Annotated in this window: 22 protein-coding genes and 3 pseudogenes; 17 read left to right on the top strand and 8 right to left on the bottom strand. The window is 69.2% G+C overall.

Translation table 11 applies throughout. The features are described 5' to 3' along the window. Window positions 1–155 precede the first annotated feature (155 nt). The 4 genes from OHS81_RS06265 (at window position 156) to OHS81_RS06250 (ending at window position 3,790) form a co-directional block, all read left to right on the top strand. Window positions 156–1,514 (top strand): erythromycin esterase family protein, encoded by a 1,359-nt coding sequence (locus OHS81_RS06265; protein WP_328383202.1) that lies wholly within the window; start codon window positions 156–158, stop codon window positions 1,512–1,514. Window positions 1,515–1,675: 161 nt separating this feature from the next. Next, window positions 1,676–1,840 carry a hypothetical protein gene (locus tag OHS81_RS06260; RefSeq protein ID WP_328383200.1) on the top strand — a complete coding sequence of 55 codons (165 nt, stop codon included), beginning with the start codon at window positions 1,676–1,678 and terminating at the stop codon, window positions 1,838–1,840. A 37-nt stretch (window positions 1,841–1,877) separates the two neighbouring features. After that, on the top strand, window positions 1,878–3,143 hold the full coding sequence (locus OHS81_RS06255) for a sensor histidine kinase (RefSeq protein WP_328383199.1): 1,266 nt from the start codon (window positions 1,878–1,880) through the stop codon (window positions 3,141–3,143). Further along, complete coding sequence (locus OHS81_RS06250; RefSeq protein ID WP_328383197.1) at window positions 3,131–3,790, top strand: response regulator transcription factor; 660 nt, start codon at window positions 3,131–3,133, stop codon at window positions 3,788–3,790. The genes OHS81_RS06255 and OHS81_RS06250 overlap by 13 nt, the downstream gene beginning before the upstream one ends. An 86-nt stretch (window positions 3,791–3,876) precedes the next feature. Here OHS81_RS06250 and OHS81_RS06245 read toward each other — a convergent pair whose 3' ends face one another. Both OHS81_RS06245 and OHS81_RS06240 read right to left on the bottom strand, forming a co-directional pair. Continuing rightward, complete coding sequence (locus tag OHS81_RS06245; RefSeq protein WP_328383196.1) at window positions 3,877–4,674, bottom strand: class I SAM-dependent methyltransferase; 798 nt, start codon at window positions 4,672–4,674, stop codon at window positions 3,877–3,879. Window positions 4,675–4,760: 86 nt separating this feature from the next. Continuing rightward, on the bottom strand, window positions 4,761–5,546 hold the full coding sequence (locus tag OHS81_RS06240) for a polysaccharide deacetylase family protein (protein ID WP_328383194.1): 786 nt from the start codon (window positions 5,544–5,546) through the stop codon (window positions 4,761–4,763). Between the two features lie 168 nt (window positions 5,547–5,714). Between OHS81_RS06240 and OHS81_RS06235 the strand changes: the two genes are divergently transcribed. From OHS81_RS06235 to OHS81_RS06220, 4 genes and pseudogenes are all read left to right on the top strand, one after another. Next, window positions 5,715–6,962 carry a sensor histidine kinase gene (locus OHS81_RS06235; RefSeq protein WP_328383192.1) on the top strand — a complete coding sequence of 416 codons (1,248 nt, stop codon included), beginning with the start codon at window positions 5,715–5,717 and terminating at the stop codon, window positions 6,960–6,962. Further along, complete coding sequence (locus OHS81_RS06230) at window positions 6,959–7,612, top strand: response regulator transcription factor (RefSeq protein WP_127153797.1); 654 nt, start codon at window positions 6,959–6,961, stop codon at window positions 7,610–7,612. Before OHS81_RS06235 ends, OHS81_RS06230 begins: the two co-directional genes overlap by 4 nt. A 266-nt stretch (window positions 7,613–7,878) precedes the next feature. Continuing rightward, window positions 7,879–8,477, top strand: a pseudogene (locus tag OHS81_RS37370) (transposase); the annotation flags it as partial. Between the two features lie 370 nt (window positions 8,478–8,847). Then, window positions 8,848–8,940 (top strand): annotated as a pseudogene (locus OHS81_RS06220) (3-oxoadipate enol-lactone hydrolase); the annotation flags it as partial. A 904-nt stretch (window positions 8,941–9,844) separates the two neighbouring features. Here the strand turns inward: OHS81_RS06220 and OHS81_RS06210 are convergent. Continuing rightward, a complete protein-coding gene (locus OHS81_RS06210; RefSeq protein WP_328383189.1) occupies window positions 9,845–10,114 on the bottom strand; it encodes a hypothetical protein in 270 nt (89 codons plus the stop codon). Window positions 10,115–10,361: 247 nt separating this feature from the next. Between OHS81_RS06210 and OHS81_RS06205 the strand changes: the two genes are divergently transcribed. Both OHS81_RS06205 and OHS81_RS37365 read left to right on the top strand, forming a co-directional pair. Then, window positions 10,362–11,342 (top strand): polysaccharide lyase, encoded by a 981-nt coding sequence (locus tag OHS81_RS06205; protein WP_328383187.1) that lies wholly within the window; start codon window positions 10,362–10,364, stop codon window positions 11,340–11,342. 411 nt (window positions 11,343–11,753) lie between these two features. Then, window positions 11,754–11,911 (top strand): annotated as a pseudogene (locus tag OHS81_RS37365) (IS701 family transposase); the annotation flags it as partial. A 79-nt stretch (window positions 11,912–11,990) separates the two neighbouring features. Here OHS81_RS37365 and OHS81_RS37360 read toward each other — a convergent pair. Next, window positions 11,991–12,248: a hypothetical protein gene (locus OHS81_RS37360; protein WP_443058886.1), complete on the bottom strand. Its 258-nt coding sequence runs from the start codon at window positions 12,246–12,248 to the stop codon at window positions 11,991–11,993. A 202-nt stretch (window positions 12,249–12,450) separates the two neighbouring features. Next, window positions 12,451–13,062: a CGNR zinc finger domain-containing protein gene (locus tag OHS81_RS06195; protein ID WP_328383186.1), complete on the bottom strand. Its 612-nt coding sequence runs from the start codon at window positions 13,060–13,062 to the stop codon at window positions 12,451–12,453. Between the two features lie 86 nt (window positions 13,063–13,148). On the opposite strand from OHS81_RS06195, the gene OHS81_RS06190 reads away from it, so the two are divergent. Then, window positions 13,149–13,919 carry an MBL fold metallo-hydrolase gene (locus OHS81_RS06190; protein ID WP_328383184.1) on the top strand — a complete coding sequence of 257 codons (771 nt, stop codon included), beginning with the start codon at window positions 13,149–13,151 and terminating at the stop codon, window positions 13,917–13,919. A 746-nt stretch (window positions 13,920–14,665) separates the two neighbouring features. Here the strand turns inward: OHS81_RS06190 and OHS81_RS06185 are convergent. Then, window positions 14,666–15,196, bottom strand: a complete 531-nt coding sequence (locus OHS81_RS06185) for a CGNR zinc finger domain-containing protein (RefSeq protein ID WP_328383182.1) — start codon at window positions 15,194–15,196, stop codon at window positions 14,666–14,668. Between the two features lie 302 nt (window positions 15,197–15,498). Here OHS81_RS06185 and OHS81_RS06180 point away from each other — a divergent pair, with 302 nt between their 5' ends. Beyond that, entirely contained in the window at window positions 15,499–16,368 is an 870-nt protein-coding gene (locus OHS81_RS06180; RefSeq protein ID WP_328383181.1) for an alpha/beta fold hydrolase, read from the top strand. 589 nt (window positions 16,369–16,957) lie between these two features. Next, window positions 16,958–17,116, top strand: coding sequence for a hypothetical protein (locus OHS81_RS06175; protein WP_211117471.1), 159 nt, complete (start codon window positions 16,958–16,960; stop codon window positions 17,114–17,116). A gap of 1,533 nt (window positions 17,117–18,649) precedes the next feature. On the opposite strand, the gene OHS81_RS37355 is transcribed toward OHS81_RS06175, so the two are convergent. Continuing rightward, the gene (locus tag OHS81_RS37355; protein ID WP_443058661.1) at window positions 18,650–18,949 is read right to left on the bottom strand and encodes a transposase; all 300 of its coding nucleotides are present in this window, start codon (window positions 18,947–18,949) and stop codon (window positions 18,650–18,652) included. A gap of 1,297 nt (window positions 18,950–20,246) precedes the next feature. Between OHS81_RS37355 and OHS81_RS06170 the strand changes: the two genes are divergently transcribed. Next, window positions 20,247–22,442, top strand: coding sequence for an SdrD B-like domain-containing protein (locus tag OHS81_RS06170; RefSeq protein WP_327690155.1), 2,196 nt, complete (start codon window positions 20,247–20,249; stop codon window positions 22,440–22,442). Window positions 22,443–22,501: 59 nt separating this feature from the next. Here the strand turns inward: OHS81_RS06170 and OHS81_RS06165 are convergent, their stop codons facing one another. Beyond that, the gene (locus OHS81_RS06165) at window positions 22,502–23,623 is read right to left on the bottom strand and encodes a Dyp-type peroxidase (RefSeq protein WP_328390938.1); all 1,122 of its coding nucleotides are present in this window, start codon (window positions 23,621–23,623) and stop codon (window positions 22,502–22,504) included. Between the two features lie 119 nt (window positions 23,624–23,742). Between OHS81_RS06165 and OHS81_RS06160 the strand changes: the two genes are divergently transcribed. From OHS81_RS06160 to OHS81_RS06150, 3 genes are all read left to right on the top strand, one after another. Next, window positions 23,743–25,086: a right-handed parallel beta-helix repeat-containing protein gene (locus OHS81_RS06160; protein ID WP_328383178.1), complete on the top strand. Its 1,344-nt coding sequence runs from the start codon at window positions 23,743–23,745 to the stop codon at window positions 25,084–25,086. Then, entirely contained in the window at window positions 25,083–25,826 is a 744-nt protein-coding gene (locus OHS81_RS06155; protein WP_328383176.1) for a hypothetical protein, read from the top strand. Before OHS81_RS06160 ends, OHS81_RS06155 begins: the two co-directional genes overlap by 4 nt. Window positions 25,827–26,052: 226 nt before the next feature. Beyond that, window positions 26,053–26,529, top strand: a complete 477-nt coding sequence (locus OHS81_RS06150; protein ID WP_328383174.1) for a hypothetical protein — start codon at window positions 26,053–26,055, stop codon at window positions 26,527–26,529. Window positions 26,530–26,587 lie beyond the last annotated feature (58 nt).

Genomic DNA, 26,587 nt, shown 5'->3' with positions numbered 1-26,587 from the left:
AACGGGCAACGCCCCTGCTCCGGTACCCCCTACTACCGCTTCCAGCGGGCGGTAGCCACCCGGAGAAGTCCGGTGGCTGCCCCCAGCGCGCGGCAAGGGCATCGCGGGCGATGCTCCTTCTCACGTCGCAGTACGCAAGGTGAGGGGCAAAGAGCATGGCGAGAAACCGGAAGCGCATCAGCCGGCGAGGGCTGCTGGTCACGGCGATGGTCGCGATGGGAGCGGTCCTCGTTCCTGTGGCGGTCCAAGCGACCACAGCCGGCACGGCCGATCGGGCCGGCGCGAAGCAGAACCCGGTCCGCGCGCTGGAGCAGGCGGCCCACCCGCTGCGCTCGGCCGAGCCCGGGAGGAACACGGCCGACCTGCGAGCCCTGGGTTCGATGATCGGCGACGCCAAGGTGGTCGGCCTCGGCGAGGCCACCCACGGCTCCCACGAGTTCTTCGCCATGAAGGAGCGGGTCTTCCGCCACCTCGTCGAGGAGAAGGGCTTCACCACCTTCGCCCTCGAACTGAGCTGGTCCGCCGGGCTCCAGATCGACGACTACCTCCAGACCGGAAAGGGCGACGCCCGCAAGATCGCCAAGGAGACGCTGACCAACTCTCCCTGGGAACGTGAGGAGTTCGTGCGCCTCATCGAGTGGATGCGCGACTACAACAGCCGCCACCCCGGCCGCACCGTCCACTTCATGGGCGACGACATCGGCGCCCCCGCGGTGAACGACGCGTTCTTCGGCCGGGTGACCGGTTACGTGCAGCAGAACCACCCGGAGGCGCTGCCGCGGCTCAACGAGCTCTACACCGGCCTGCGTCCGATCGACGACGCCTTCGCCCATATGCGCAAGCCGCTCGCGGAACGGCAGCAGCTCGCCACCAAGGCGCAGCAGGCCCTGGAACTGGTCAGCAGCCAAAAGGGCTCCGGCAAGGCGTTCGAATGGGCCGAGCAGAACGCCCGCTCCATCGCCCAGACCGCCAGGTTCCTCACCATGAACCCCAACGACTCGGACTCGCTGCCCACCTTCCAGCGCTTCCGCGACGAGGTGATGGCCCAGAACGTCACCTGGTGGCAGCAGCACACCGGCCAGAAGATCCTGCTGTCCGCGCACAACGACCACGTCGCCTACGCCGCCAGCAATCCCGAGGTGTATCCCAAGACGCAAGGGTCGTTCCTGCGCGACACCATGGGCAAGAGCTATCTCCCCATCGGTTTCACCTTCAACCAAGGCTCCTTCCTGTCGAAGGACGCCGCCCTGGGCGGCGACTGGAAGAAGTTCACCGTGGACGCCGCCGAGCCCGGCAGGAACGAGCACACCCTCGACCAGGTCCGCTACCGGGACTTCTACCTCGACGTCCGCAACGCCCCGGCGCCCGCGCGCGCCTGGCTGAACACCGCCCGGCCCACGCTCAACGTCGGCACGCAGTTCCCCGTGCAGCCGCGCGACGTCAGGCTCGCCCAGGGCTTCGACGTCCTCATTCACCTTCACGAAGTCCGCGAGGCGGACAGGCGGATGCCGTGACGGCCAGACTCCGGCACGAGCCGCTCGACCCTTCCTGACCTACGGGAGGCCGGCCTCCCGTCGCGTGTGCCGTCCGCCGGAACACCCCCGGCCGCGCGGGAGCGTCGACCGGGCCGCTGCCGAAGGCCGGCCTGGGGAGGGCGAGGGCGGGCAGCGGGCTGATGGTCAAGGGGATACCGGACGAACAACCGACGGTCCACCAGCAGCCGCCGGCCGACGCCATGGATGAGCACCCTTCCCGGCCGATCCCCCAGACCGCCCGGTTCGAGGTACAGCAGGCCGTACTCCCCGACCCCGTGACGGACGGCGAGCCGGCCGCGTCATAGGGTCGTCCGCGCAGCAGGGGAGGGGGAGGGAGGACTGATGGCGATCCGGCAGGGCGCGGCAGCCGGTGACGCGCGGGCGGGTTTCAAAGACACCGTCGTACGGCCCGCGACGGCCGCGATCAGACAGCTCGCCTCCGGGCTCGGCAGTGCCCTCTCGGCCCTGTTCGTGCTGCTCTGGCTGACCGTCACCGCCGTGACCGGTCCGATCGGGGTGGGACTGCTCATGGCGCCCGCCGTACTGCGCGCGCTGCACGCCCTGGCCGGCCGGGAGCGCGTCCGGCTCGGTCGCTGGGGTCCCGAAGTCGTCGCCCCGGAACCCCCGCCGACGCAACTGCGGCTCGCCCTCGTCGACCCCACCACGCGACGGGAGCTGCGCTGGCTGGTCCGCCACGCCACTCTGGGGTTCCTCCTGGGCCTGCTCGGCGTCCTGCTGCCGATCTCAGCCCTCCGCGACGGCACCTTCCCGCTGTGGTGGCGGTTCGCGCCCGAGGAGGTGGCCACTACGTCGCTGGGGCTCGGGAACGTGCAATCCTGGCCGGCCGCGCTCGCCGTCGGCCTGCTGGGCCTCGGCTGGACCGCCATCATCCTGGGCCTTACCCCCGGCATGGCGCGCCTGCAGGCCCGCCCGGGACGACGACTCCTGGCGGCCGGCCCCGAGACGGACCTGTCCCTGCGCGTCGCCGAGCTCACCGCCACGCGCGCGGCTGCCCTGGACGCCCACGCCACCGAACTGCGCCGCATCGAGCGCTCCCTGCACGACGGCACCCAGAACCGGCTCGTCTCCGTGACCATCCTGCTCGGCGCCGCCCGCCGCATGGTGGCCCGCGACCCCGCCGACGCCGACGAACTCCTCGAACGCGCACACTCCGCCGCCGAGCAGGCGCTGGCCGAACTGCGTACGGTCGCGCGCGGCATCCTGCCTCCGGTGCTGGCCGACCGGGGACTCACCGGCGCACTCTCCGGGCTGGCCGCGAACTGCGCGGTGCCCTGCCGGATCGACGTCGACGTACCCGAGCGGTGCGCCGCCTCGGTCGAGGCGACCGCCTACTTCGTCGTGGCCGAAGCCCTGACCAACATCGCCAAGCACAGCGGCGCCGACCATGCCACCGTCACGGCGCGCAGCCGCGGCGGCCGTCTCCACCTGTGCGTCGAGGACGACGGCCGGGGCGGGGCGGACGAGGGCGGCGGCTCCGGACTCACCGGCATCCGCCGCCGGATCGCGGCACACGACGGCAACCTCTCCCTGACCAGCCCGTCCGGCGGCCCGACAACCCTTGAGGTGGATCTTCCATGCGGATCGTGATCGCCGAGGACGACCCGTTGCTGCGCGAGGGGCTCGCCCTGCTGCTGCGTGCCGAGTCCCTCGATGTGGTGGCCACCGCGGGCACCCCCGACGAGGCACTGGACGCCATCGGCGAACACAGACCGGACGTCGCCATCTTCGACGTGCGGATGCCGCCGACCCACACCGACGAGGGGATCGTCGCGGCGGTCGAGGCCCGGCGCAGGCAACACGACCTGGCCGTCCTCGTCCTGTCCGCGTACGTCGAGCAGACCTTCGCGACGGAGCTGCTCACCGGCGGCGTGGGCGGCCTCGGCTACCTGCTCAAGGAACGGGTCGGGCGGGTGGAGGAATTCCTGGACGTCCTTCGGCGGGTGGCGGCCGGAGGCACCGCCATCGACCCCGAGGTCATCACGCAGCTCTTCACCCGGTCCCGCCAGGACACCCGGCTGGACCGGCTGAGCCCTCGCGAGCGGGACGTACTCGTCCTGATGGCCGAGGGGCTGGGCAACAACGCCATCGCGGAACGGCTCGTCGTCACGGACAGCGCTGTCCACAAGCACATCCGCAGCATCTTCGCCAAACTCGACCTCTCACCCACCCACCGACTGGACCGGCGCGTCGCCGCCGTCCTCCACTACCTCGAGGACCCCCGCCGCCGGGCCTGAATCCGGTGCGGCGGGCGCCCCCGCCGGCAGGTCAGTGGCGTGGAGCGCACCGTGTGGGCATCTGGCTGACTACCAGTCGACGCCCCCTAGGCCTGGTAACCGTTCGGTGCCGTGACCCGGATCTTCGATTGGCCGTGCGGCCGCGTCTCCCAGTCGTCCATGAACCGGGCGGTCAGTCCGTGCTGTTCGGCCAGCCGGATCAGCGTTTCGGTGCGGTAGTAGAAGTCCTCCCGCAACACCTGGTGCTCGACGCCCTCGGTACGGTCGAAGGTGAAGTCGAAGAAGCCTCCCGGCGCCAGGATCCGCCCCACATGGCCCAGGCACTCGTCGATGATTCCGATGGGGGAGTGCGAGAAGACGCTGTGCGCGTGCACCACGTCGAAGTGGGCGTCGGGCAGGAAGTCGAGCGTCAGGTCCTGTGTGATGGTCAGGTGCGGCAGCTTGCTCTGCAGCCCGTACTCCGTCAGCGTCTGCTTGGCCGAGACGAGGATGTCGGGCGAGATGTCGATGCCGTAGTAGTGGCCCGGATCCAGATGGGCGATGAAGTGGCGTCCGGCCCGCAGGTTGCCGCAGCCGATGTCCAGCATCCGGTGGTCGCCGCGCAGCCCGTGCTCCAGCAGGTAGTCGAACTGCATCAGGCCGAGCGCCAGCCACCGCTCATGGGTCCTGCTGCCGACCGCGGCCTCCGGGTTGCGGCCCGTATCGGAGGCCATCACGGCCCGGTAGTACGAGACGTGGTCGCGGTGCTTGAGCCGCAGCCAGGTGTCCCGCGCCGACCGCCGCAGGTACGGGGGGACCCGTTCGGGGTGGCGCAGGGCGTAGGCGACGCGGTGTGAGAGTGCGGCGCGGTTGGCCGAGAGGGAAGCGGCTGTCTTCTTGGGCATGGACGTCCTCGATCGCGAGAGAGCAGGGGAAGAGACAGGGGAGGAAGGAGGCGGAAGGAGGCGGAAGGAGGCGGAAGGGAAAGAGGTCAGGGTTTGTAGACCGCGCCGGCCTCGGCGACCCCCGGGGCCAGGAGCTGTGGGACGGTGACGAAGGTGTAGCCGCGCCGCTTGAGTTCGGCGATGATGCCGGGGACCGCCGGGACGGTGCCGTCGTAGATGTCGTGTAGCAGGATGATCCCGTCACGGTCGGCGGCATCGAGGATCCGCCGGGTGATGAGCGCGGAATCCGTGGTGGAGTAGTCCTTCGCGGTGGCGCTCCACAGCACCTGCGCCAGGCCCAGTTCCCGGCTGACCCGGGCCACTTCCCGGTTGGTCCGCCCCTGGGGCGGGCGCATCAGGGTGGGCTTGCGGCCGGTCACCCGCTCGATGGCGTCCTGTGTGCGGGCGAGTTCCGTACGGATGCCCGCCGCGTCCAGATCGGTGAGGATACGGTGCGACCAGGTGTGGTTGGCCAGCTCGTGCCCCTCGGCGGCCATCCGGCGTACGGTCTTGGGGTGCTTCAGCACGTGGTTCTCGCCGAGCAGGAAGAACGTCGCGGGGACCTGCTCCTTCTTGAGCAGGTCGAGCAGTTCGGGGGTGTCCTTGCCCGGGCCGGCGTCGAAGGTGAGGGCGATGCACCGCAGTTCGCCGCAGTCGACGGCCCCGCCGTGGGCCGTCGTCCCCGCCGCGGGCCGGGCTTCGGTGTGCGAGGCCCGCGACCGTGCCTCGCCGGGAGATATGCGATCCGGCCTCAGGACACCGGCCGCCAGGGACGCGACGGCCACCAGTGACGCGGCGGCGCCGAGCCAGATCTTCTTTCGTCCAACGATCATGCCGACGACGCTATGGACGTCCTGACCAGCGGGGATCGGCAGGAAGTCCCGCCCGGGCCGCCAGAGGAAGGATCGTGCTCCCGGTACCACTCCTCCTTAAGTATGGTCGGGCCGGGAGCACGGTTTCCGGGGCCGGTGGACGGCCGCCGTGCCCTTACCGTGGCGGGCATGCGCCATGTCCTTCGCCTGCCCCCCGCCCTCGATCCGGGGTCCCCTCCTCGCCCCGGGCCGGGCGGCCGGTCTCCCTTCGCCCCCCGCGCGGTCGACGCGCTGGCCGTGCTGGTGGCCGCTTTCACGACGGGGATCGCGGGTGACGGCCTTGTGCTCCTCCCGCAATTCGACTTCTGGCCCCTCAACGCCGTATTCGTCTCGCTGGGCCTCACCTGGCTCTCCCCGCACGAGTGGACGGGAGCCGTGATCCTCTGCGGGGTGTTGTGGTGGCGGCGCAGGTGGCCGACCGCAGTGGCCACCGGCTTGCTGCTGGCCGGCCTGCTCTACCCTCTCCTGCTGCCCTCCCTGATCGCCGTCTTCACTGTCGCGGTGCACCGCCCCACACGCACCACGGCCCGGGTCGCGGGCCTCGCCCTCGTCCCCTTCCTGCTCCACTGCGCGTACTTCGTGTCCATGTGGCTCTCGTATTCGGCGTTCACCGCCGAGAAGATGCTGGCCGGTGTGCTCGGCGTGGCGCTGGTGGCGGCGGCGGTCGGCTGGGGCCTGTTCGTGCGCGCGCTGCACGAGCGCGTCGACCGCGCCGAGACGGAAGCGGCCCGGCGCACCGAGGAGGCGCAGCGGGCGGCGCGGGAGGAGATCGCCCGGGAGATGCACGACGTGCTCGGCCATCGGCTGTCGCTGCTCAGTCTGCACGCGGGCGCCCTGGAATTCAGTCCGGGGGCGCCCGAGGCCGAAATTGCGCACACCGCTGCCGTGATCCGGGAGAGCGCGCACCGGGCGTTGCAGGAACTGCGCACCGTCATCGGGGTGCTGCGCGCCCCGACGGTTGAGGAGACCGGGGGCACCCGGCCACAGGCGGGCTTGGGCGACCTGGAACAGCTTTTCGCGGAGAGCCGCGAGGCCGGTACGGACATCCGGGCCCGGCTGGACGTCACCGCCTCGGAACAGGTGGCCGCGCTCACCGGCCGCACGGTCCACCGGATCGTCCAGGAAGGTCTGACCAACGCCCGCAAGCACGCGCCGGGGGCCGAGGTGCGGGTGGAGGTCACCGGCGGGCCGTCGGAGGGGGTCTCGGTCGAACTGAGCAACCCCGTCCCGCCGGACGCGTCCCGCACCCCCGTACCGGGCGGCGGCCTCGGCCTGATCGGCCTCTCCGAACGGGCCGAGCTGGCGGGCGGCCGGCTCACGTACGGCCGGGGCGAAGGCGGGTACCATCTGAGGGCCTGGCTACCGTGGGCCGCATGATCCGCCTCCTGGTCGTCGACGACGACCCCCTCGTACGCTCCGGTCTGCGCCTGCTCTTCGCCGGGGCCGACGGCATCGACGTCGTCGCCGAGGCCGCGGACGGGACCGAGGTGCAGCCCCTGGTCCGCGCCTTCACCCCCCACGTCGTCCTGATGGACATCCGGATGCCGGTCATGGATGGTCTGGCCGCGACCCGGCTGCTGCGCAGCCGGCCGCCCGCGCCCGAGGTCGTGATGCTGACGACCTTCCACAGCGACGAGTACGTGGTACGGGCGCTGCGCGCGGGCGCGGCCGGGTTCCTGCTGAAGGACACCCCGCCGCGCGAGATGGTCGAAGCCGTACGGAAGGTGGCCGCGGGGGATCCGGTCCTGTCGCCTTCCGTGATCCATCAGCTGATCACTGCCGTGACGGTGGAGTCGGATGCCGACGAGCGGCGGCGGGCGGCCCGCGAGCGGCTGGCGGTCCTCGGTGACCGGGAGCGTGAGGTCGCTGTGGCGGTCAGCAGGGGGCTGACCAATGTCGAGGCCGCCGCGGAGCTCTTCATCAGCGTGCCCACGGTGAAGACCCACGTCTCCAGCATCCTGACCAAGCTCGGCCTCAACAACCGCGTGCAGATCGCCCTCCTGATCCACGACGCGGACGACCGCTGACGCGCATCCGGTGTGCCGCGTCACCCGCCCTCGGCCGCCGTGACGGGCCAACTCTGAGGTCGCGCAGGTAGGCAGATGTCGTTTTCGTGGCAGTCCGCTCGGCGCCCGGTGAAGGTGTTGCTCAGCCGTGGTGTGAGGGCGGCGGGACGGGTTCCGTGACGGGGTCTTGCCGCAACCAGGCGCCGTCACCGTTCCGACGGCCCAGCGGACCGGTCCCCCCGAGAGGCCATCCGTCGGGAGGTGAACCACCATGACCAGAATGCCCAGCATCCCACCCACCAGCCAGGAACCACCCACCTACGGGTGAGGCCGTCCTCGGCTTGGTCACCCACGGGGACGCCCATGTCGCCGCCGTACTCTCCCGCTGGGGCGGTCCTCGGCACCGAGACCTTCCCCGCCACTGCGACCGGACATCGGCAACTGCTCGACTGCGCCCGCCAGTTGGGCACGATGTGCCGGGCCGGGGTGGAGGGGCCGGCAGCTACGGTGCGGCCCTGTCCCGCTATCTGCCGGCCCAGCGCGTCGCGGTGTCCGACATGAACCGGCCTGACCGCGCGGCCCGCCGTCGGCGCGGGAAGTCGGAACGTGGGCATCGGCCCGGACACGGCCGTCACTCTGCTGATCACGATGGGGGACAACCCGGAATACCTGCACAGTGAGGCGTCCTTCGCCGCGCTGTGCGGGGTCAGCCCCGTAGAACGCTCCTCGGGCAGTCGGCAGTACCGTCGCCTCAACCGCGTCAGCGACCGGCAGGCCAACGCCGCCCTCCACCGGATCGTGCAGACCCGCCTGCGCTTCGACCCGCGCACCCAGGACTACTACGAACGCCGCACCAGGAGGGCAAACCCGACGCGAAATCGTCCGATGACTCAAACGCTACGCCGCCCGCGAGGTGTTCCACCTGGTCAGGCCCACGCAGTCATGATCTCCGTCATAGGGGCAGTTGTGAGATCTGAGAGCGTGAAGGGGGTGAGTGAGGTATCGACACACCCTGCAAGGCTGCTTTGACGGGCCAGACGACGCCCCGGTCCTGATCACGAGCAAGGCACCCGCGTCCGTACCGGCGGATCATGGTGAGCTACGACGAGCCGGGTCATCCGGTTGTCTGCGTCGTCTAGGCGGTAGAGGTCCTGACCTGCGCAAACTCCGCTTCGGGCGGGGCTCGCGGGCACACTCCCACGGCCCTTCCTGACCCGGGCGTCAGGACCGCGCCGGAAAGCCGGTAGCGTGGCCGGGTGAGTGAGAAGACCCTGCAACACCGGATCGACGGCCCCGACGACGCCCCCGTACTCGTCCTGGGCGCCGCTCTGGGTACTACCTGGCACATGTCGTAGGAACCTTCCAAGTGCGTCCAGCGAGTCCAGGGCGGGGTGCGTAAGTCCAGCTCGGAGCCTTGTGGTGCGGAGGCGTCTATGGGGTCTGTGCGAATCGTGTGAGATCTGGTGACACGACGAAGCCCCGTCCGAATTCGCCTTCCTCCGGCGGGGCTTCTTGCATCGGTGGTCATGACGGCCTGCGGTGGGTGTCTTGGGCTCCGCTTTCAGTCCCTTGATAGTCCCAGCGGCAGGTCTTCGCTTCATCTCCTTCGCGAAACAGGCCGCTGCCCGGCGCAGGATCTCGCGCGTGAGCGACCACTCCTTCTCGGCTGTGAGCAGCTGGGTGTTCTCGGTCCGCAGCCGGGCCAGCTCCGCCCCGGTGTCCTGCGGCCCGGGCCTCGCGGGGCCCTGCCTCTTCGGTTTCCACTGGCACCGGGTTTGGGGCAATGTTGCGGGTGTAGCGGGTTGGCCAGCATCTATGCAGGTCAGGGGGGGTGTGGAGCGGATTGGGGCATGTGCATGTGTCGCCGTCTGTCGCCACCTCTGGCAGGGTGCATGCTGACTCGATGCTGACTTTGGTGACGCACCATCAGGTGAATCTGATGGTGCGTCATGTTTCCCATATCGCATGGCGTGAATCAGGGAGTGGATCGCCTTGGGGGTGAGATGCTGGGTGGGCTCGAATTTCGAAGTCGGCCGCCGTCAATGTCTGTCTTGAGGGTCATCTGGTGTCCTGGATGTGTCATTGAAAGTGGGATGGCTACACGGATGCGCTGGAGTCGCGTCACAAAGGGGCATGCAGAGAACGTCTTGCAGTCTGAGTGCGTTCGACGTCCGCGCGCTGCATGAGACACCCTCCTCGAAACCCTGCTGCCGTTCCTGGAGTTCATCGTCGGGCGGGGGCTGCCACGGGCGATCAAGGCAGGGCTCGACCTGACGGGCCGCCCGGTCGGCCCACCGCGGCCACCGTTGCTGCCCCTGCCTCAGACGGAGACGGATGAGCTCCGGAAGCTGCTTGACCGGATCGGCTCCGCTCCGGTCTGATCCGCGCGATCCGCAGACGCTCCAGCCCTTCCCGGGTCAGTTCCAGCTTTCCGGACAGCTCAGCGAGTTCGGCTTCCAGCTCCTCGACCCGCACCCGGGCGGCCGCCTCGCGGGCGTCCAACTCCTCGTACAGCGAACCCATCAGACCCCCTCCTGTCACCTTCACGGTAGAGACCAGTGACGGCGGTCGTGACAAGCCACGTCCACTGACATCCGAGTCGGGTGAGCAGCTCTGACCGCCGCTGTTTGCCTCCCAAAGAAGTCACAAGATTCACCGCTACGGTCCGCACGGCCGTAGGCGTCCGGCAGAGATCCGCTGTGAGCAGAGCGCGGCACACCAGAAGTCGGTGGCACGCCGACAGAGAGCACGCCGACAGAGAGGCAGAGAGATGAAACAGACGGTACGGAAACGCAGCAGGATGGTGCTGGCGGTCGCCGCCCTCACGACCACAGGGCTCACAGTTTCGGCGTGCGAGGGCTCCGGCTCAACCGGCAACGCCTCCTCGAAGGCGAGCGCGTCGGCCCAGGGGAAGCAGCACAAGGGGCAGAAGACACCGGTCCCGTTGGAGCCGGCCGGGGCGCTCTACGACGGGTTCGAGCGGGCCGCCGACAACGGCTGGCGTCCGACCATCAACGACACGGCCGCCCAGCAGCGCGGGCAGACTTCCCTGGCCGCGATGGAGACCCAGCCGAAAAGCCTGATCCGGCAGGTGAGCTCGCCGAGCCCGCCGGCCAGGGAGGGCAGCCACGCGCTGCAGATGACGGTGCCGCACCAGCTGGGCAGCTTCCGCTCGGAGGTCTCCCGCGGCTCGGTGCCGATAGGCTCGGAGAACTGGTACGGCTTCAGCATCTACCTGCCGGCCAACTGGCAGGCCGACCCGCAGTCCAGCATCCTGGCCCAGTGGCACGCCGTCCTGATCGATCCCGGCAAGACCCCAGGCAACGGTGACGGCGGTCCCCCGGTGTCCCTGTCGGTGTCCGGGGGGCACTGGCGGATGAAAATCAACTGGAACACCCAGAGCGGCATCTCCAAAGGGCCCGGATCGGGCCACAAGACCATCGACCTGGGGGCCATCACTCCCGGGAAGTGGACGGACTTCGTGCTGCACGCCAAGTGGTCGAACACCGCCGCCGGGCTGGCCCAGCTGTGGAAGGGCGGGCGGCAGGTGGTGAACTACAGCGGCCCGACCGACTACAAGGCCCAGGTCGGCCCGTACTTCAAGCTCGGCATCTACCATCCCGGCTGGAAGTCGTTCAAGAAGAGCAGCTACGAGCAGGACACCGCCGCGACCGGCCCGATCGTGGTCTACGACGACGCGGTGCGCACCGTTGAGGGCCCCAGCTCCTACGCCAAGGTCGCACCGCACTGACCGGCCGTCCCGCATGGCTCGGGTCCTCGGCCCCGCCCTCCCCTCCGGAGCGGCGGGGCTTCCACATTCCCAGGCCCGCGGTCAGACGACGAGACAGGGCTGATGCGTTCTCAGCTGCCCTCAACCCCGCTCGCCCGACAGCGGCCAGGCGGAAGGATCCCCACGGACGGCCGGTTGCACGCAGCCGTTGACAGACCATCGCCCCCGCACACAGCTCCGATCAGCGTTCTCCCAGCTCAGCACTGCGGTGCGCAGCGGCCGGCGGGGGAACCGTTGCACTCCGGCTCTCCGCTTTCGAGTACGCGGAGCAAGGAGGCAGTGACGACACGAGATCTGCGGCCGATGCGTGGCCGACCGGCTCATCGCGAGCTCCATGCGGCGCTTGTAGGCGGTGGTCCGGGAGCCATCCCCGTGCGCGCCGCGAAACTGCGCCGGCGCATCGAGCACGACCACCGGGAGATGAAACAGGCCCTGGGCCTGGCCCACTTCGAAGGCCGCACCTGGAGGGGCTGGCACCACCACGTCACCTCGTCTCCGTCGCGCACGCCTTCTGCACCCTGCAGCGACTGACCCGGTCCCCCAAAAGGGACGGCGCTGGCCTGAGCCTCTACACCTCGACGGGCCGCAGGTCAGCGTCGACTGCGTCACCTACCAGGGGCACGCAACCGTGGTCGCCGTCACCCGCAAGACCGTCGGCATGGCTCCGTTCTCCAGGAGCTGGCGCACTCGGTTGACGCCGCCGACCCGCTCCTCGATGTGGTCGCCCCCGCCGCGCGGGCTGCGATCAGCGCGCTCGGCATCACCGACGGCGTCAGTCACGTCGAGATACGGCTGGTCGAGCGGCGCATGCGGCCCGTACGGCCCGGGAACCCTCACCGCCCCGGTGGCGACCGGTGTGCCGGGCACGGTCCTGGCAACCGCGGTCGGGCCGCGGCCGGAGCTGGCGGTGTGGCTGCTGCTGGCACCCGTCGCTGTGGCTGTCGGCGGACGGCTGAACAAGCTGGCTGGTGTGAGGAGACCGCACACGGTGGCATGGCGGTCCCTATGCGCTCTGCCGGATTCCAGTACGCCAACATGCCTGATCACTTGAGCCGTGCTGGGACTGGGTTCAGCCCCTGTTGGCCTGCGTGCGGCGGGCGTAGGCGCGGGCTGCGCGGGCGCGGTCCCCGCAGCGCACCGAGCACCAGTGGCGGCGGGCATGGGTGCGCAGCAGGTAGCGCTGGCAGGGATCCGAGTCGCAGGCGGCCAGCCGTTCGGCATCGGGGCCGGTGAGCAGGTCGGCGGCGTCGGTGGCGAGGACCGCGAGGGCGTGGTCGACGATCTGGTCGGTGGGATGCTCCTGGACCCGGTGCAGGCCCAGCGTGGGGTCCCAGCGCAGCACCGCGGCTGTGGGAGCGCAGGTCAGTGCGTCGTTGACGGCACGCAATGCCCCGTCAGGCGCGGGGAGGGCGCCGATCCGGGACGCGAGCAGTGCTCGCACCTGATCCCGCAGGGCACGCAGCCGGGCCGCGCACACCTCGTGCAGCTCCGTGTCAGTCGGCGCGAGGTCACGTTCGACCAGCCACCGGGTCGCCGCCTCGGGCGAGCCGAGCAGGTCCAGGTACTGGCCGCCAGGCAGGGCGAGCGCGGCGTTGGCGAAGTCGAGCGCGCGGTATTGCTCCGCGCCAGGTGCGGGCGGCGGGGCGAAGTGGGCGGGCTCGCCGGTCGGGGTCTCCTTCATGGATCTCATGTTAAGCCTTGCGTTTCTCCGTGAGGCTGAGCTAGCTTCGCATCACGGGAAACCTTCTCTCCATCCGTGAGGAAATGATGACCGGTACGCACACCGAACAGACCCCCGTCAGCGTCTTCGGCGGCCCGACCGCCCTCATCGAGTACCGCGGGCTGCGGTTCCTTACCGACCCCACCTTCGACGCCCCCGGTGAGTACCCCCGGGGTAACGGCCACGTCCTCACCAAGACCGCGCCCGCCGCCGTCGACCCCGCCGAACTCGCTCCGGTCGACGTGGTCCTGCTCTCCCACGACCAGCACCCCGACAACCTCGACCACTCCGGCCGTGCACTACTGGCCGGCATCCCGCTGGTCCTGACGACACGCGGCGGCGCGGACCGCCTGGGCGGCACCGCCCGGGGCCTGGCCCCCTGGGACACCGTGGAACTGCCCTGCCCCGACGGCGGCACCCTGACGGTGACCGCTACCCCCGCCCAGCACGGACCCGAGGGTTGCGAACCCGTCACCGGCGAGGTGATCGGATTCGTCTTGACTGCCCCCGACCTGCCCACCGTTTACGTCAGCGGCGACAACGCCTCACTGGACCTGGTCCAGCAGGTTGCCGATCGCTTCGCTCCCGTGGATACCGCTGTCCTCTTCTCCGGCGCCGCCCGCACCGCTCTGCTCGACGGCGCCCTGCTCACCCTCGACAGCGCTCAGTCCGCCGAGGCCGCCACCATTCTCGCCGCCCGCCGTGTGGTCCCCGTCCACTTCGACAGCTGGGGCCACTTCACCGAGGGCCGCACCCACCTGGTCGACGCCTTCACGGCGGCCGGGCTACTGGACCGCCTGGAGATAGCTGCGGCCTGAGTCTCTGGCACGCGCACCGAAGTCTCCGTGCAACGAGACCCGGTCGTCCGCTGGGGAATTACATGGCCGCCGACATCAGTGGCTCACGGCCCTGCGGGCCGGAGACTCGGCATGCTGAGATTGACCGGTCGTTCACCAAACGCCGCCGCCACCGCAAGGCCGAGATCGACCAGCGCACCCGGACGCTTGCGCCGGTGCTGCCTGCGCTACCGACCGCACCTGATCGACGGATGCCTCGCCGAGACGGGACTCGCCCTCACTCCGCCTTGATGGGGGATCTGCGTGGCGGTCTGGCTGGTTCCGGGGCATCCGGGTCACGGTGGCCGGCCGGGCTGTTGCCGGGGAAGCCCGCGTGGCCTTGGCGGCCGCCTCGGCGCGGCCCATGCGGGGCGGTGCGTGGTGGAAGACCGGGTGGCCGTCTGCGGATGATGTGCGGGGAGACGGTGACGGCCTGGCTGCTCGTCCCCGGGCTGCGGCGCCGGCGGACACGCTGGCCTGAGGTGCGTGTGTGGATCGACCAGTTCGTCGCTCGCCGCCAGGCCGCTCTGGCGGTCGTCCTGCGGGCGCGCAGCCCGCGGACCGCCGGCCAGCCGGCGGGGCCGGCATGGGTGTGACCATTGCGCCGGTGTCGCGCCGGCGGGACAGCCCTCGGTCATGGTGCGCAGCCTGGAACTACGTGTGCGCCGCGACGTCCTCGCCATCACGGTCGTTCCCCCAGACGCGCTGGCCGGCACGTTCCGCCGGAGTCACTCGGCTGCTGCGTCGCGGGTGCGCTGGTAGTGGCGCCTTGCCTTCATGCGGTTGCCGCAGAGGGCCATCGAGCACCAGCGGGCCTTGTTGGGCTTGCTGCGGTCGAGGAGGAACAGTCGGCACTCCGGGTTGGCACACGGCCGCAGCCGACCGGGCATCGCCTCCTGCAGCGCGCTCCACGCCATGACCGCCTCTACCGCCATCCGGCGATCCGCAGGCGCGTCCAGCTCCCAGGACACCCCCGCAGAGGAGAGGTGCGGGAGGCAGGTGACGTCTTTCAGGAGCGGGGCCAGCGATGTGGCGGGCCGGCTGCCGCGCACCACGTCCTGCAGGGCGTCGCGCGCCTGCGCGAGGCTTCGGAGCTCGTCCGTGGTGCCGCTGCCGCCGTGGGCCAGCTGCCAGGACCTGGCGGCTTCCGGGTCTGCGAGCTGGTCCTGGGCCGCGCCATTGACCACCGGTGTGGTGTTGAGGAGCTCCAGCAGGGTGCCCTGCTGTTCTCGATCGGCCACCTCGCCACTCCTAACCATATTGATTCGCTTGCCAGGTTACATAGGCGCGTTCTGACGAGAGAAGCGGATCTATTTCGTCAGGTTCCTCGGTCGAGGTGCTGCGCCGGCCGGACGGTCGGCGGCCGGGGCAGGGAGGGGCCCGAAGGGGGGCTGTGCTGGCTGGCGACCGTTGACGGCGGAGGCTTGGGACGGGCTACGTCCCGTCGTCCCGGCGGCACCCCCGACCGCGTCACCTAACCAATAAAAGTTGCTTGACAAGTTAGGTCGATCATGCTCGACTGAATGTGTAACCATTAAAGCAAGATTTAGGAGTTAGAGGCATGGTCTCCGGAGTTCACCACCGCACCGCCACTGTCAACGATCTCGAGGTCTTCTACCGGGAGGCCGGCGACCCCAAGGCGCCCGCCGTGCTCCTCCTCCACGGCTTTCCGACCAGCTCGCACATGTTCCGCCACCTGATCCCGGCGCTCGCCGACCGCTACCACGTCATTGCCCCCGATCACATCGGGTTCGGCCAGTCCGCGATGCCGGCCCTGCAGGATTTCCCGTATACCTTCGACGCCCTCACCGACGTCACCTCCGGACTGCTCCAGCACCTGGGCATCGACCGGTTCGCGATGTACGTACAGGACTACGGCGCTCCCATCGGCTGGCGGCTCGCCCTCCGAGCCCCCGGACGCGTCACCGCGATCGTCACCCAGAACGGCAACGCCTACGAAGAGGGCTTCGTCAAGCCGTTCTGGGACGGCGTCTTCGCCTACGCACAGGCGCCCGGACCGGACACCGAAGCCCCCCTGCGTGGCGCCCTGGCACCCGAGATCACACGCTGGCAGTACGTGAACGGAGTCGCTGACCCGAGCCTGGTCAGCCCCGACAACTGGGTCCACGACCAGGCGCTGCTGGACCGCCCGGGCAACGACGAGATCCAGCTCAAGCTCTTCCGCGACTACCCGACCAACCTGGACCTCTACCCGCAGGTCCACCAGTACTTCCGCGACTCGCAGGTCCCGCTGCTGGCGGTCTGGGGCGCGAACGACGAGATCTTCGGCCCCGACGGCGCCAGGGCATTCGCCCAGGACCTGCCCCGCGCCGAGATCCACCTGCTTGAATCCGGGCACTTCGCCCTGGAGAGCCACTTCCAGACCATCACCGAGCACATCCGCGGCTTCCTCGCCCGCGTCCTCGACTGACGCGCCGGGAGCGGGGCGGCTGCGGCCCACCACACCCCTGCCGCCGCAGCCGGCAACGGAATCTCAATCACCGTGTCACGTCGTCTGCGTGGCCGGCGGGACGGAGGTGAACGGGCCTTCACCGCGGACCCTGGACACGGCTTATGCAACGGGGGTCAGGGGCCGGGAGCTGCACGCGCGCTCTGCTGGCCCTCACCACCGCACCACATTCCGGCGGGGTGCCGGACGCGCGCCCGGCCGCAGGAACCGGAAAGGGCACGGTGGGCGCCTGGACACCCGCCGGGCCACCTCCCGACGCCGGTGTGCCAACTGCACCCGGCTCAGCGACAGCCTGGACCGCCTCCTTCGAGACGTCGGCACTACAAAACACGGCAAGGCCATCCGCGCAAATATGTTCAACCCAGATGTGTGGAAGCCCGTCCTGGCCGCAGCCGGAGTCATCCCCATGCGGAAGGAGGGGGACCGTTGGAAAGCTTCACGCAAGGACGGCTTCCATGTCCTCCGGCACACGGACAGCCGCGCAGCCGCCCGCTCCCGTACGACGGGATCTGCGCTAGGGGCGCAGGCTCTCGGGCCGATGGTCCCCGCGATGCCGCTGCACGTCTACCTCAACGATCGAGTACTTGGCGAACTGGCTCTCCTCGTTGGGGACATCGTCAGCGCCCGTGGCATGGAGATGTACGCAGGCATGCAAAGTGCCATCGGCCTCGCCCTCGGCACCCACTTCGGCGTGAAGGACGTCCGCTGACGGCCCCCGCGCGGCTCCTCGCGACACACTGAAGGACCCGACCGCCCAGCCGTCGTGCCCTTCAGTGCGCGGAGGTGGCAGGAGCGCAGCAGATCCCACGGCGGATGACCCGGCGGACTTCGGCGGCCATGGCGCCAGGCAGGGGTGCGAGGGAGTCGCGACAGCACCTTCTAGCCCTCCGTGCTCGCCGTTGTGCGTGTGGTTCGTGCTCCGTGGTTTCACGATTGAAGCTCGGATTTCCCGCAGTCTCACTGTTGCTGTTGACGTTCCGAGAGCCGCCAGCCTGGAAGCGAAGTCACTCAACTCTGGCTCGCCCCATGGGGATTGGAGACCTCCAGAGGTAGCTGTAGTGTGGTGCCACAACTGGCATCGGGTCTCCACCCCGGACGCTGCGGAGGTCTGGACCACGGCGTGCCGCATGACCCCCGGGAGTCGGCCCGTTTCCCGGCGTAGCGCCGCCGATGCTGACTTTGTGCTGACTTGCTGACCTCGAAATGCCCTCTGACCTGCAACGATGCCTTGTCGTACCTCTTCGGCTTCCATTGGCACCGGGTTTGGGGCAAGGTTGCGGGAGTAGCGGGTTGGCCAGCATCTATACAGGTCAGGGGTGGTGTGGAGCGGATTGGGGCATGTGCATGTGTCGCCGTCTGTCGCCACCTCTGGCAGGGTGCATGCTGACTCGGTGCTGACTTTGATGACGTAGCGTCAGGTAGACCTGATGGCGCGTCATGTTGCCCTCGTTGCATGGCGTGAATCAGGGAGTGGATCGCCTTGGGGGTGAGATGCTGGGTGGGCTCGAATTTCGAAGTCGGCCGCCGTCAATGTCTGTCTTGAGGGTCATCTGGTGTCCTGGATGTGTCATTGAAAGTGGGATGGCTACACGGATGCGCTGGAGTCGCGTCACAAAGGGGCATGCAGAGAACGTCTTGCAGTCTGAGTCGTTCGATGTCCGCGCGCTACATGAGAGGCGCCGGCATCGATTCGGGGATATCGGAACCCCTGAGGCGGGACCGGAGACCGCTGTGGTCGCAGCGTGATCTGGGGGTCTCCGAAGATGGAAGGGGCGACCAGCTCCTGCCTGCACAGGAAATTGCGGGTGTGGACCTTATCGTCCTCCCTCGACCGAGTCGCCTACGTGGGTTGAGACCCGCTGCTCTGGCCTTCGAACAAATGCCTCGGCGAGGTGCGGTATGGGTCGTTGTCGGAATTGGGTCTACCTCTTCTCGATGACGCATCATGTCGAGTGCGTTGTGGTGCTGGGGGGGCGGATAAGGGCGTCTGACCTGTGGTTTTTCCCGTGCGCGGAATGTGCGGTGCGGGCCTTACCGGCGATATCTTGACGCTGAAATGACGATCAGTTGACGCTCGTTCTGATGGGGCGTCAGTCGTCTTGCGTCGCTGGTCAGGCGGTCTGATAGCTAACCCGGTGAGGCAGGGGTGCCGAAAGATTCTTGGTGCGAAGCGGTCATGCGTCATGCAGAGTGTTGCGGATCAATTACCGGTCAACCATCTGAGTAGAGCCATTAGCTACGCTCACGCACATCTCGGGCAGGTGCAGGAGGACGAGGAGCGTCGAGGGGCGACGGGGCTCTTGGCTAAGTTCGTCCTGTGCCATGAACCAAAGGTCGGCTGACGCGGTTCGGCGCTTTCGGGGTGAGCCATCATCTCGGCCTTGGCCTGCAAGACGTAGGCAAGACCGCGGTCATGAAGGCTACCTCGCAAGTCCGCGTTCGCGCCGGGACCGGCATCTGCCACCACGACAGCCAGCTGCGGGCCGACGGCGGCGAGTTCGTCGAGCATCTCCAGCGCGAGCTTGTGGTGCGAGGCGGACAAATGCCTCTATGGCACGGGCGCCAGAAGCCGTCAACGTCATCGGTACCACGGCGCGCACTGTCCAGGCGGGGCATGGGAAGGGGAGGTCTTCCCGTCGATGGAGCCTGCAGGGTGCTGGGCAGACCTCGGCGAAGGTCGAGGAATCCATCATGGTCGTGAGGTCGGCACCCCGGGTTTCCCAAGTAACCTGCACGGCTGAGGCGTCGACCTGTTCCGTTCCCACTCGGAACCCAAGACGGTGTCGCGTGCGGCTTCGAGGGCGGTGGTGAAGTCGACCCGGTCGGGGTGCAGTCCGCCGTGAGCCTCGACGGCGGTGACCATGGTCGAGCGTAGGGCCTGGTAGAGCACCGTGAGGCCCCAGAGTTCCTGGGTGGCGACGCGCGGAAGGGCTGGCGCTGCTGGAGCGGTTCATCCAGGTAGCGGCCGAGGCGGAACGCCTGGCGTTCACCCGGCATTCCGAGTGGGACGACGCCCACGCATGGTGCCTCACATTACCTGGAGAGGCAGGGGATGCATCCTGGGACGGCTGCAAGGGCGCGTTGGTGTAGTGAGCGTGCTCGGTAGGGAATTGAGCCATTTGAAGGGAGGAGTGCGTGGGCTGATTACGTTCAGTATTCCGATCATAACCTGAAGTGAGTCCATGGCTGGATCAGGAGGGGCGCGCACGGGCGCCTCGGGAGGCTCGTGCGGCACGTTCCGGCGTGGTAGAGGCATCGCCGCGTGTGCCAGGGGCTGCCGTGCTGCCGGGGCCGACGGCGTCAAGGTCACACTTCAGGCCACGAAGCAGGTTTCCGCGAACGTCATTCTGCTCGTCGAGGTGGTTCGAGTTCGCACGGCCGGGCCTTCGCCGGGCGATCTGAAATGGCCGGATACGCAACGGCGGGTTGCGCTGCTCCGGCGCCCTCACCAATCTGTTGCCATGCCAGGAACGGGGCGTAATCACGGGGTTACCGGCGAAGCCTATTTCGCGGCGGTCAACATACCCTAAGTGCCTCGTCCGTTGATTTACGGACGGCGCGGGGCTGGTGTGTATCACGGTCACGGCCATGCTGAGCAGGTCGATCGGCCGGTGCGCAGAATACGGTGCCCTGGTTTTTTCTGACCGGTCGGAGTCTTCCCTGCGTGCAGTTCCCGCGCGACGGGGCGCTTCCGCTCGAATTCATGAGCGGCCGCTCGTCCCGGGAAATGGGAAGACTTCGCGCTCGGGCCACTCGTCACATACCGCCATATGTACATGGCGGCGTGTGGAATTCCGCAGCGAAGCCGCCCCATCCACCATTCGCGACAGGGGATTCTTTTGAGAAGAACGACGAAAGGCGCGTTGCGGGCCGGGTTCGGCCTGGGAGCCGCGCTGACCCTGCTGACCTCGATGGTGCCGACGCCGGCGGTCGCCGCCGCGCCCGGCACGCTGACGGTCAGCGTCATCCGCGACGTGGACGCCGACGGCAGGTACACGGCGGCCCGTGAACTAGGGGTGGCCGGGATCCAGGTCGAGGTCACCGATGCCGATGACAACAGATTCATCGTCACCACCAACCCGGACGGCACCGTCGATGTGCCCACCGCGGGGACCACGGGAGAGTTCCGGCTGGAGCTGGTGACCAGCAGCCTTCCGGACTATCTGCAGCCTGCCTTCGGCGGCAGGGACCTCTCCTCCGCGGTCACCTACGTCAACGTGGCCGAGCATTCGCAGACGGTGCGGTTCGGGGTGTGGAACACGGCGGACTTCTGCCAGGTCAATGCCGACCTGACGACCTCCTGCCAGCAGGACATGCTCAAGCCCGACACCTCGCGCGGCCTGGTGACGTTCAAGAACAACTGGCGCGGCAACAGCAACGGCGGTGCGCCCCAGCCCACCGCCCTCAACACCAAGGGCGACACAGGCGCGACCTACGGCCTGGCGTACGACAAGAAGCAGCGGCGCATCTTCCAGGGCGCCTATGCCAAGCGGGCCACCACCTATGGGCCGGACGGGCAGGGTGCGATCTATGTAACGCCGCGCGGCGGCGGTGCCACCACCACGTTTGCCACCCTGACTGCCGGCAGCACCCCGCACGACACCAGCACCGCCCGCTACGACGGCGACTTCATCAAGGCCGTCGGCAAGGAGGGGCTCGGAGACATCGACCTCTCCGAGAAGGGTGACGAGCTGTACGTCGTCAACATGTACGACCGCAAGCTCTACACCTTCGACGCGACCCAGTCGGCCCCGCCCCCGAACGCGCCGCAGTCGAGCATCGACATCCCCGACCCGGGCTGCAACGGCCCCGCCGACTGGCGGCCGATGGGCCTCGGGGTGCGCGACGGTGTGGTGTACGTCGGCGGGGTGTGCTCCGCGCAGTCCACCCAGAACGCCGGTGACCTGCGGGCTGTGGTGTGGACGTACGACCCCGGCAGTCAGACGTTCTCCACCGCGCCGGTGCTGGACGAGCAGCTGGACAAGGCGCGTGGTGACCTGACCCCGGGCATCTCCGCCAAGTGGACGCCCTGGACGTTGGACGACCCGAACCAGTACCCGGCGTCCGTCAGCGGCACCCCCGCCCGCCCGCAGCCGATGCTCAGCGACATCGCCATCGAGGCCAACGGCGACCTGGCACTGGGCTTCCGCGACCGTCAGGGCGACCTGGGCGGCTACCAGATGATCAACCCCAACCCGGCGCACCCCACCCTGGACACCACTGCTTCGGCGGGTGACATCACCAAGGTGTGCCGCACCGCCGCGGGCACGTTCGTCTGGGAGGGCACCGGCGGCTGCCCGACCAACCCGGGCGACGGCGCCGACGAGTTCTACCACGGCGACAACTGGTCCGGCCACGGCGAACGGGCACAGGGTGCGCTGGCCCTCTCCCTGCACGACGGCAAGATCGCCAGTACGTACATGGACCCCGCGCACGCGATCAATTCCGGAGGGGTGAACTGGCACGACCGCACCAGCGGCGCCGCCGACCAAAAAGGCTACGGCATCCAGTACCTCACCGCTCTGGACAGCGGCAACTTCGCCAAGGCCAACGGCTTGGGCGACCTGGAGTACCTGTGCGACGAGCCGCCGATCCAGATCGGCAACCGCGTCTGGTACGACCCGCAGCCCGGCACCCAGAACCCCGACGAATGGGCCGGGATCCCCGGCGTCACCGTCACCCTCCTGGACGAGAACGGCAACACACTCGCCACGACCACTACCAACGCCAAGGGCGAGTACTACTTCAGCTCGCTCGACGTGCCCGCGCTGACCGAGCACGGCAAGTACAAACTGCGGTTCGACAAGAGCACCGCGAACCTGACCAATGTGCCCATCGGACGGCCCAACCCGCAGATCAGCAGGCTGCGCTGGACCAACCCCTACGAGGACGATCCCGGCGGGAACTCGTCGATCGACTCCAAGGTGGAGTTCAGCAGGAACTCCGACACCACCGCGGAGACCCAGGTGTTCCAGGTCGGTGACTGGGGTTCGGTCAAGCACAACCTCGACGCGGGTATGTACTACGCCCGCTGAGCAAGAGCACCTGTTCCGCAGCGGTGCGCCCTCCCTCCAGGGGGCGCACCGTCGACGTCTCACCCGGCCAACAGGCCCGCCCCCAAAGTGCGTTCGGCATCGAAGCCCGGCAGAACCAGGAAGGTGCCAGAGGCCGTGGCCGTGGTGAACGCCATCAAGTCATCGCCCTCGTCGAGCCGCTGCAGGGTGGCGACGAACGTACGGAGTTCGCGTTGGAAGCTGATGAAGACCAGACCGGCGTCGTCCGGCCCGTTGCGGTAGCTGTAGCCGCGGCGCAGCATCAGTCCGCTGCCGGAGGTGAGCGGGTTCGCGCGGCGGGCGTGTGCCATGGGCGGTACCCGATAGCGGCCGTCGGGAGTCTTGGCGCCCAGGTCCACCTCGGCCTCGGGACCGCCTCCGCTCAGCGGCGCCCCGTCGGAGCGCCGCCGGCCGATGATCTCCTCCTGACGGTGCACGGGCTGGGCCAGGAAACGGTCGGTGGCGATGCGCAGCCGGCGCACCACGGCGATCGTGCCACCGGCCACCGGCCCCGGGCCGTCGAGCCACACCTCACGCCGCATCTGCTCCGGCCCCTTGGGCACGATGATCCCGTCGGGAAAGCCGAGGAGATTGCGCCCGGCGTGCGGCCCCGCCGGGGGCCTAAATCCCTGCTGCGACCAGCGCACGCGCGCCCCCGCGTCGGTCAGCGCCGCAGTGCAGGCCGCCTCCGCGCAGCTGACCACCAGGGGGTCGGAGCCGCAGATCTGCAGCAGAACGTCGCCGTCGCGGGCCGCCTCGGGGATCTTCTCGCGGGCGAAGGCAGGCAGCCGGGCGGCGCCGGGCAGTTCGCGCCCCGCGCCGGAGACGAGGCGGGGCCCGATGCCGACCGTCACGGTCGTATCGCCCGGGGCCAGCCCGGCCATACGGGGATGACTGCCCCTGGCCACCCGCTGCACGGACCGGCCCAGGTCGGCGATCACCTTGGCCACTTCGCCGCCCTCTTGTGCCGGGGCGAGGTCGAGCACCACGAGACCGAGGTGTTCCTGTGGCGTGCCGGGTCTGTCAACTCCCGCTTGCGTGGGTCCTGTTGGATTCACAGACGACAGTGGGTGGGGAGCGTCGTCGGCGGACTTCCCTTCAGGGTGCGGGCCCTGGGCCCGGCAGGCCGCCAGGGAGGATGCCACAGCCAGCGCACCCCCCATGAGCAGCCCCCTACGCGGTACGCCACGTAACTGATCCATTACTCCATCTTGTCAGTGATGAGGAGTAATTGTCAGCAAATCTCCCTCACTGCCATCTCAGAAACCGTTGAAGGGAAACCGTGTTCCGAGGCCGTATCACCCCGTTCATCTGCCTGATCGGCATGCTTCTCGCGGCGGTGGGTTGTGCACCGTCCGACGAGGAGGACGACGCAGCCAAGGCCCGTACGCCACAGACCATCCGGGTGCCGCAGGACGCCCCCACGATCAGCACGGCCGTCGGACGCGCCCGGCCGGGCGACCTGGTCCTGGTCTCGCCCGGCGTCTACCACGAGACCGTACGGATCCCGGTCGACCGCGTCGTGCTGCGCGGCACCGACCGCAACCGCGTGATCATCGACGGGCAGGGCAGGCGGCATAACGGCGTCGTCGTGACCGGCTCCGGCGTGGCGGTGGAGAACCTCACCGTCCGCGACCACCTGCTCAACGGCGTGCTGGTGACCGGCGTGGCGTCCCAGGACGGGCAGGGCCTGGCCCGCGGCAGCAACGGCTATGAGCGCCTGGACCCGGAGAAGTTCCCGCCGCTGCAAGGCTTCCGGGTCAGCTATGTGACCTCCGCGCGCAACGGCCTCTACGGCATCTACGCCTTCAACGCTCAGAGCGGACGGCTGGACCACAACCACACCTCCGGCGGCGCCGATTCGGGCCTGTACGTCGGCCAGTGCAAGCCGTGCAATGTCGTGGTGAGCGACAACGTCGCCGAGTACAACGCCGTCGGCTACGAGGGCACCAACGCCAGCGAGAAGATGTGGGTACTGCGCAACCGCCTCACCCACAACCGTGTCGGAATGACGGTCAACTCCGACTATCTGGAGGCATTCGTCCCCCAGCACAGTGCCGTTGTGGCGGGCAATCTCGTCGCCGACAACGCCGAGCCGAAGTCACCCCAGCAGGCCGACGGGGGCTTCGGCATCGGAATCGGCCTCGCGGGCGGCCAGCGCAACACCGTGCACAACAACCGGATCGAGGGGAACCCGCGCGCCGGACTCGTCCTCATGTCCGCCGAAGACGTCCCGCCCACCGGCAACGCGATCACCTCGAACACCTTCAGCCGCAACGGAGTCGACGCAGTGTACGCGGCCAGCGACCGCGCCCCCGGCAAGGGCAACTGCCTCACGGACAACGCCCTGTCCACCACGGCCCCCAAGACCCTGGCCGCCCAGCCGCAGTGCTCCGCCGACGCCGACGGCCCGGTGATGACGTCCGCGGCACCACCCACGCAGCCGGCCGCACCTGCCGGAATCCCCTTCCGTACGGTGCCCGAGCCCCCGGACCAGCCGCAGATGCCCGGCGGCGCCACCGCCCCCGTACGCCCTGCCACCGGCCTGCCCGGCTCCGTCGACGCGGACCGCGTCCCGCTGCCGGGCCGCGATCTGCTCGCCGCCCACAGCCGGAGCGGCTCGTGATGCGCCGCCGTGCCCTGCTCGCCGCGGGCACGGCCGGACTCGCCCTCGTCCTGACCGGATGCGGCGGAGACGACGGCCGGGGCAAGCGGGCGGCAGCGGGGCCTCGCCCGCTCACCACATCCGAGGCCGAGCTGATGTCCACCGTACGATTCCTCAACTACCAGCGCGTACGCGGCCAGATCCACGCCACCGTCCCCGCCGCCGGACGCACCCTGAGACTCACCGGCCGCGTCGACTGGACCACACACACCGGCTACGCCCAGGTACGTGTCCCCGGACAGCCGCAGAACATCCTCGTGCGGTGGGACCTCCGCACCGCCTACGTCCACCCCAACAGCAACGCCCAACTGCCCGCCACGCCACCACGCTCCGGCTGGCAGCACCGCCCCCTGGATCCCCGCGCCAACCCCATCGACGCCGTGCTGCTGCTGGCCCTCTCCCTGGGCACGGACCGCCCCGAGAACGCCCAACTGCTGCGCCAGGGAGGGGCGAGCCGGCTGCGCAGCGAACGACTGAACAACACCCCCGTCACCGTCATCGCCGGCCCCAAGCCCCCCGACTCCGGCGACACCGCCCCGCCCGCACCGGGCACCGCCACCGGATCCGCCGAACGCCGCACCCGCTACTGGATCGATGCCGACGGGCGCTTGCACCGCTTCGCCGCCCTGGTCGCCGGCGGCAAGTGGGCCACCCTCGACTTTCCGCATGGTGAGGCCGCGCCGATCCCCACCGTCCGCTGAGGCGGCCCTTCCGCACGTACAACAGCCCGTCTGTGTTCGTTGCTGTCGCCGCTCCACCTGTGCTGAAGAGCCTTCGGAGAAGGGTGTGGTTCGGTTTGAGGGACCTGGTGACCAGGCGTTTCGCTTTGCGGTAGTCCGGTAAGTCCCTGGGGGTGCGGGGTTGGGCCCGGCGCGTCAGCGTCGACGGCATCCGGGAGGCACGGGTGGAACAGGAGCTGTTCGCGTTGTGAAGGAGCGTGAGGAAGCGGCCCGGGTCCGGGTGGAGAGGTTGCAGGGCGAGCTGGCCGCGCTGAACGTGCAGATCGCGGCTGCCGAGGACGAGCTGTCCCGGCTGGAGATCACCCGGGAGACCCTGGCCACTCTGGGTGGCGAACACATCTCTCCAGCGCTGCAGTTCGAGTCGTCCCTCTCCGGGGATGCGAATCCGGACGATCTGTCCGCGCCCGTCCCGCCAGTGGTCAACCTGGCGACCGGCGAGGTGCCTGCGGAGGGCGACTGGCCCGTGCTCGCCCTGCTGGCCAGAACGGACGTGCCGCTGCGGGCCAAGCAGATCTGCGAGCAGACCGGGGAGACCGTCGACCACCGGCACATCGAAACGCTGCGGATGCGGCTGAAGCGGATGGTGCGCCACGGGTGGCTGGACGAGCCCGAGCGCGGCCTGTTCGCGCTGGCCGACAGCGTTCGCGCACCTGTGCAGCCGTAGACAAAAGCCGGCTCTTCCCGCGTCGTGCCTGGTGACAAGCCTCGCAGCAACGAAGGAA

This window comes from Streptomyces sp. NBC_00400, from assembly GCF_036048035.1.
Classification (GTDB): domain Bacteria; phylum Actinomycetota; class Actinomycetes; order Streptomycetales; family Streptomycetaceae; genus Streptomyces.
This window is presented reverse-complemented; position numbering and strand designations above follow the sequence as displayed.

Bases quoted from the DNA above. Each gene is read 5' to 3' on its own strand.
- OHS81_RS06265 (WP_328383202.1), top strand. From the start codon at position 156: ATGGCGAGAAACCGGAAGCGCATCAGCCGGCGAGGGCTGCTGGTCACG.
- OHS81_RS06260 (WP_328383200.1), top strand. From the start codon at position 1,676: ATGGTCAAGGGGATACCGGACGAACAACCGACGGTCCACCAGCAGCCG.
- OHS81_RS06255 (WP_328383199.1), top strand. From the start codon at position 1,878: ATGGCGATCCGGCAGGGCGCGGCAGCCGGTGACGCGCGGGCGGGTTTC.
- OHS81_RS06250 (WP_328383197.1), top strand. From the start codon at position 3,131: ATGCGGATCGTGATCGCCGAGGACGACCCGTTGCTGCGCGAGGGGCTC.
- OHS81_RS06245 (WP_328383196.1), bottom strand. From the start codon at position 4,674: ATGCCCAAGAAGACAGCCGCTTCCCTCTCGGCCAACCGCGCCGCACTC.
- OHS81_RS06240 (WP_328383194.1), bottom strand. From the start codon at position 5,546: ATGATCGTTGGACGAAAGAAGATCTGGCTCGGCGCCGCCGCGTCACTG.
- OHS81_RS06235 (WP_328383192.1), top strand. From the start codon at position 5,715: ATGCGCCATGTCCTTCGCCTGCCCCCCGCCCTCGATCCGGGGTCCCCT.
- OHS81_RS06230 (WP_127153797.1), top strand. From the start codon at position 6,959: ATGATCCGCCTCCTGGTCGTCGACGACGACCCCCTCGTACGCTCCGGT.
- OHS81_RS06210 (WP_328383189.1), bottom strand. From the start codon at position 10,114: ATGGGTTCGCTGTACGAGGAGTTGGACGCCCGCGAGGCGGCCGCCCGG.
- OHS81_RS06205 (WP_328383187.1), top strand. From the start codon at position 10,362: ATGAAACAGACGGTACGGAAACGCAGCAGGATGGTGCTGGCGGTCGCC.
- OHS81_RS06195 (WP_328383186.1), bottom strand. From the start codon at position 13,062: ATGAAGGAGACCCCGACCGGCGAGCCCGCCCACTTCGCCCCGCCGCCC.
- OHS81_RS06190 (WP_328383184.1), top strand. From the start codon at position 13,149: ATGACCGGTACGCACACCGAACAGACCCCCGTCAGCGTCTTCGGCGGC.
- OHS81_RS06185 (WP_328383182.1), bottom strand. From the start codon at position 15,196: ATGGTTAGGAGTGGCGAGGTGGCCGATCGAGAACAGCAGGGCACCCTG.
- OHS81_RS06180 (WP_328383181.1), top strand. From the start codon at position 15,499: ATGGTCTCCGGAGTTCACCACCGCACCGCCACTGTCAACGATCTCGAG.
- OHS81_RS06175 (WP_211117471.1), top strand. From the start codon at position 16,958: ATGCCGCTGCACGTCTACCTCAACGATCGAGTACTTGGCGAACTGGCT.
- OHS81_RS06165 (WP_328390938.1), bottom strand. From the start codon at position 23,623: ATGGGGGGTGCGCTGGCTGTGGCATCCTCCCTGGCGGCCTGCCGGGCC.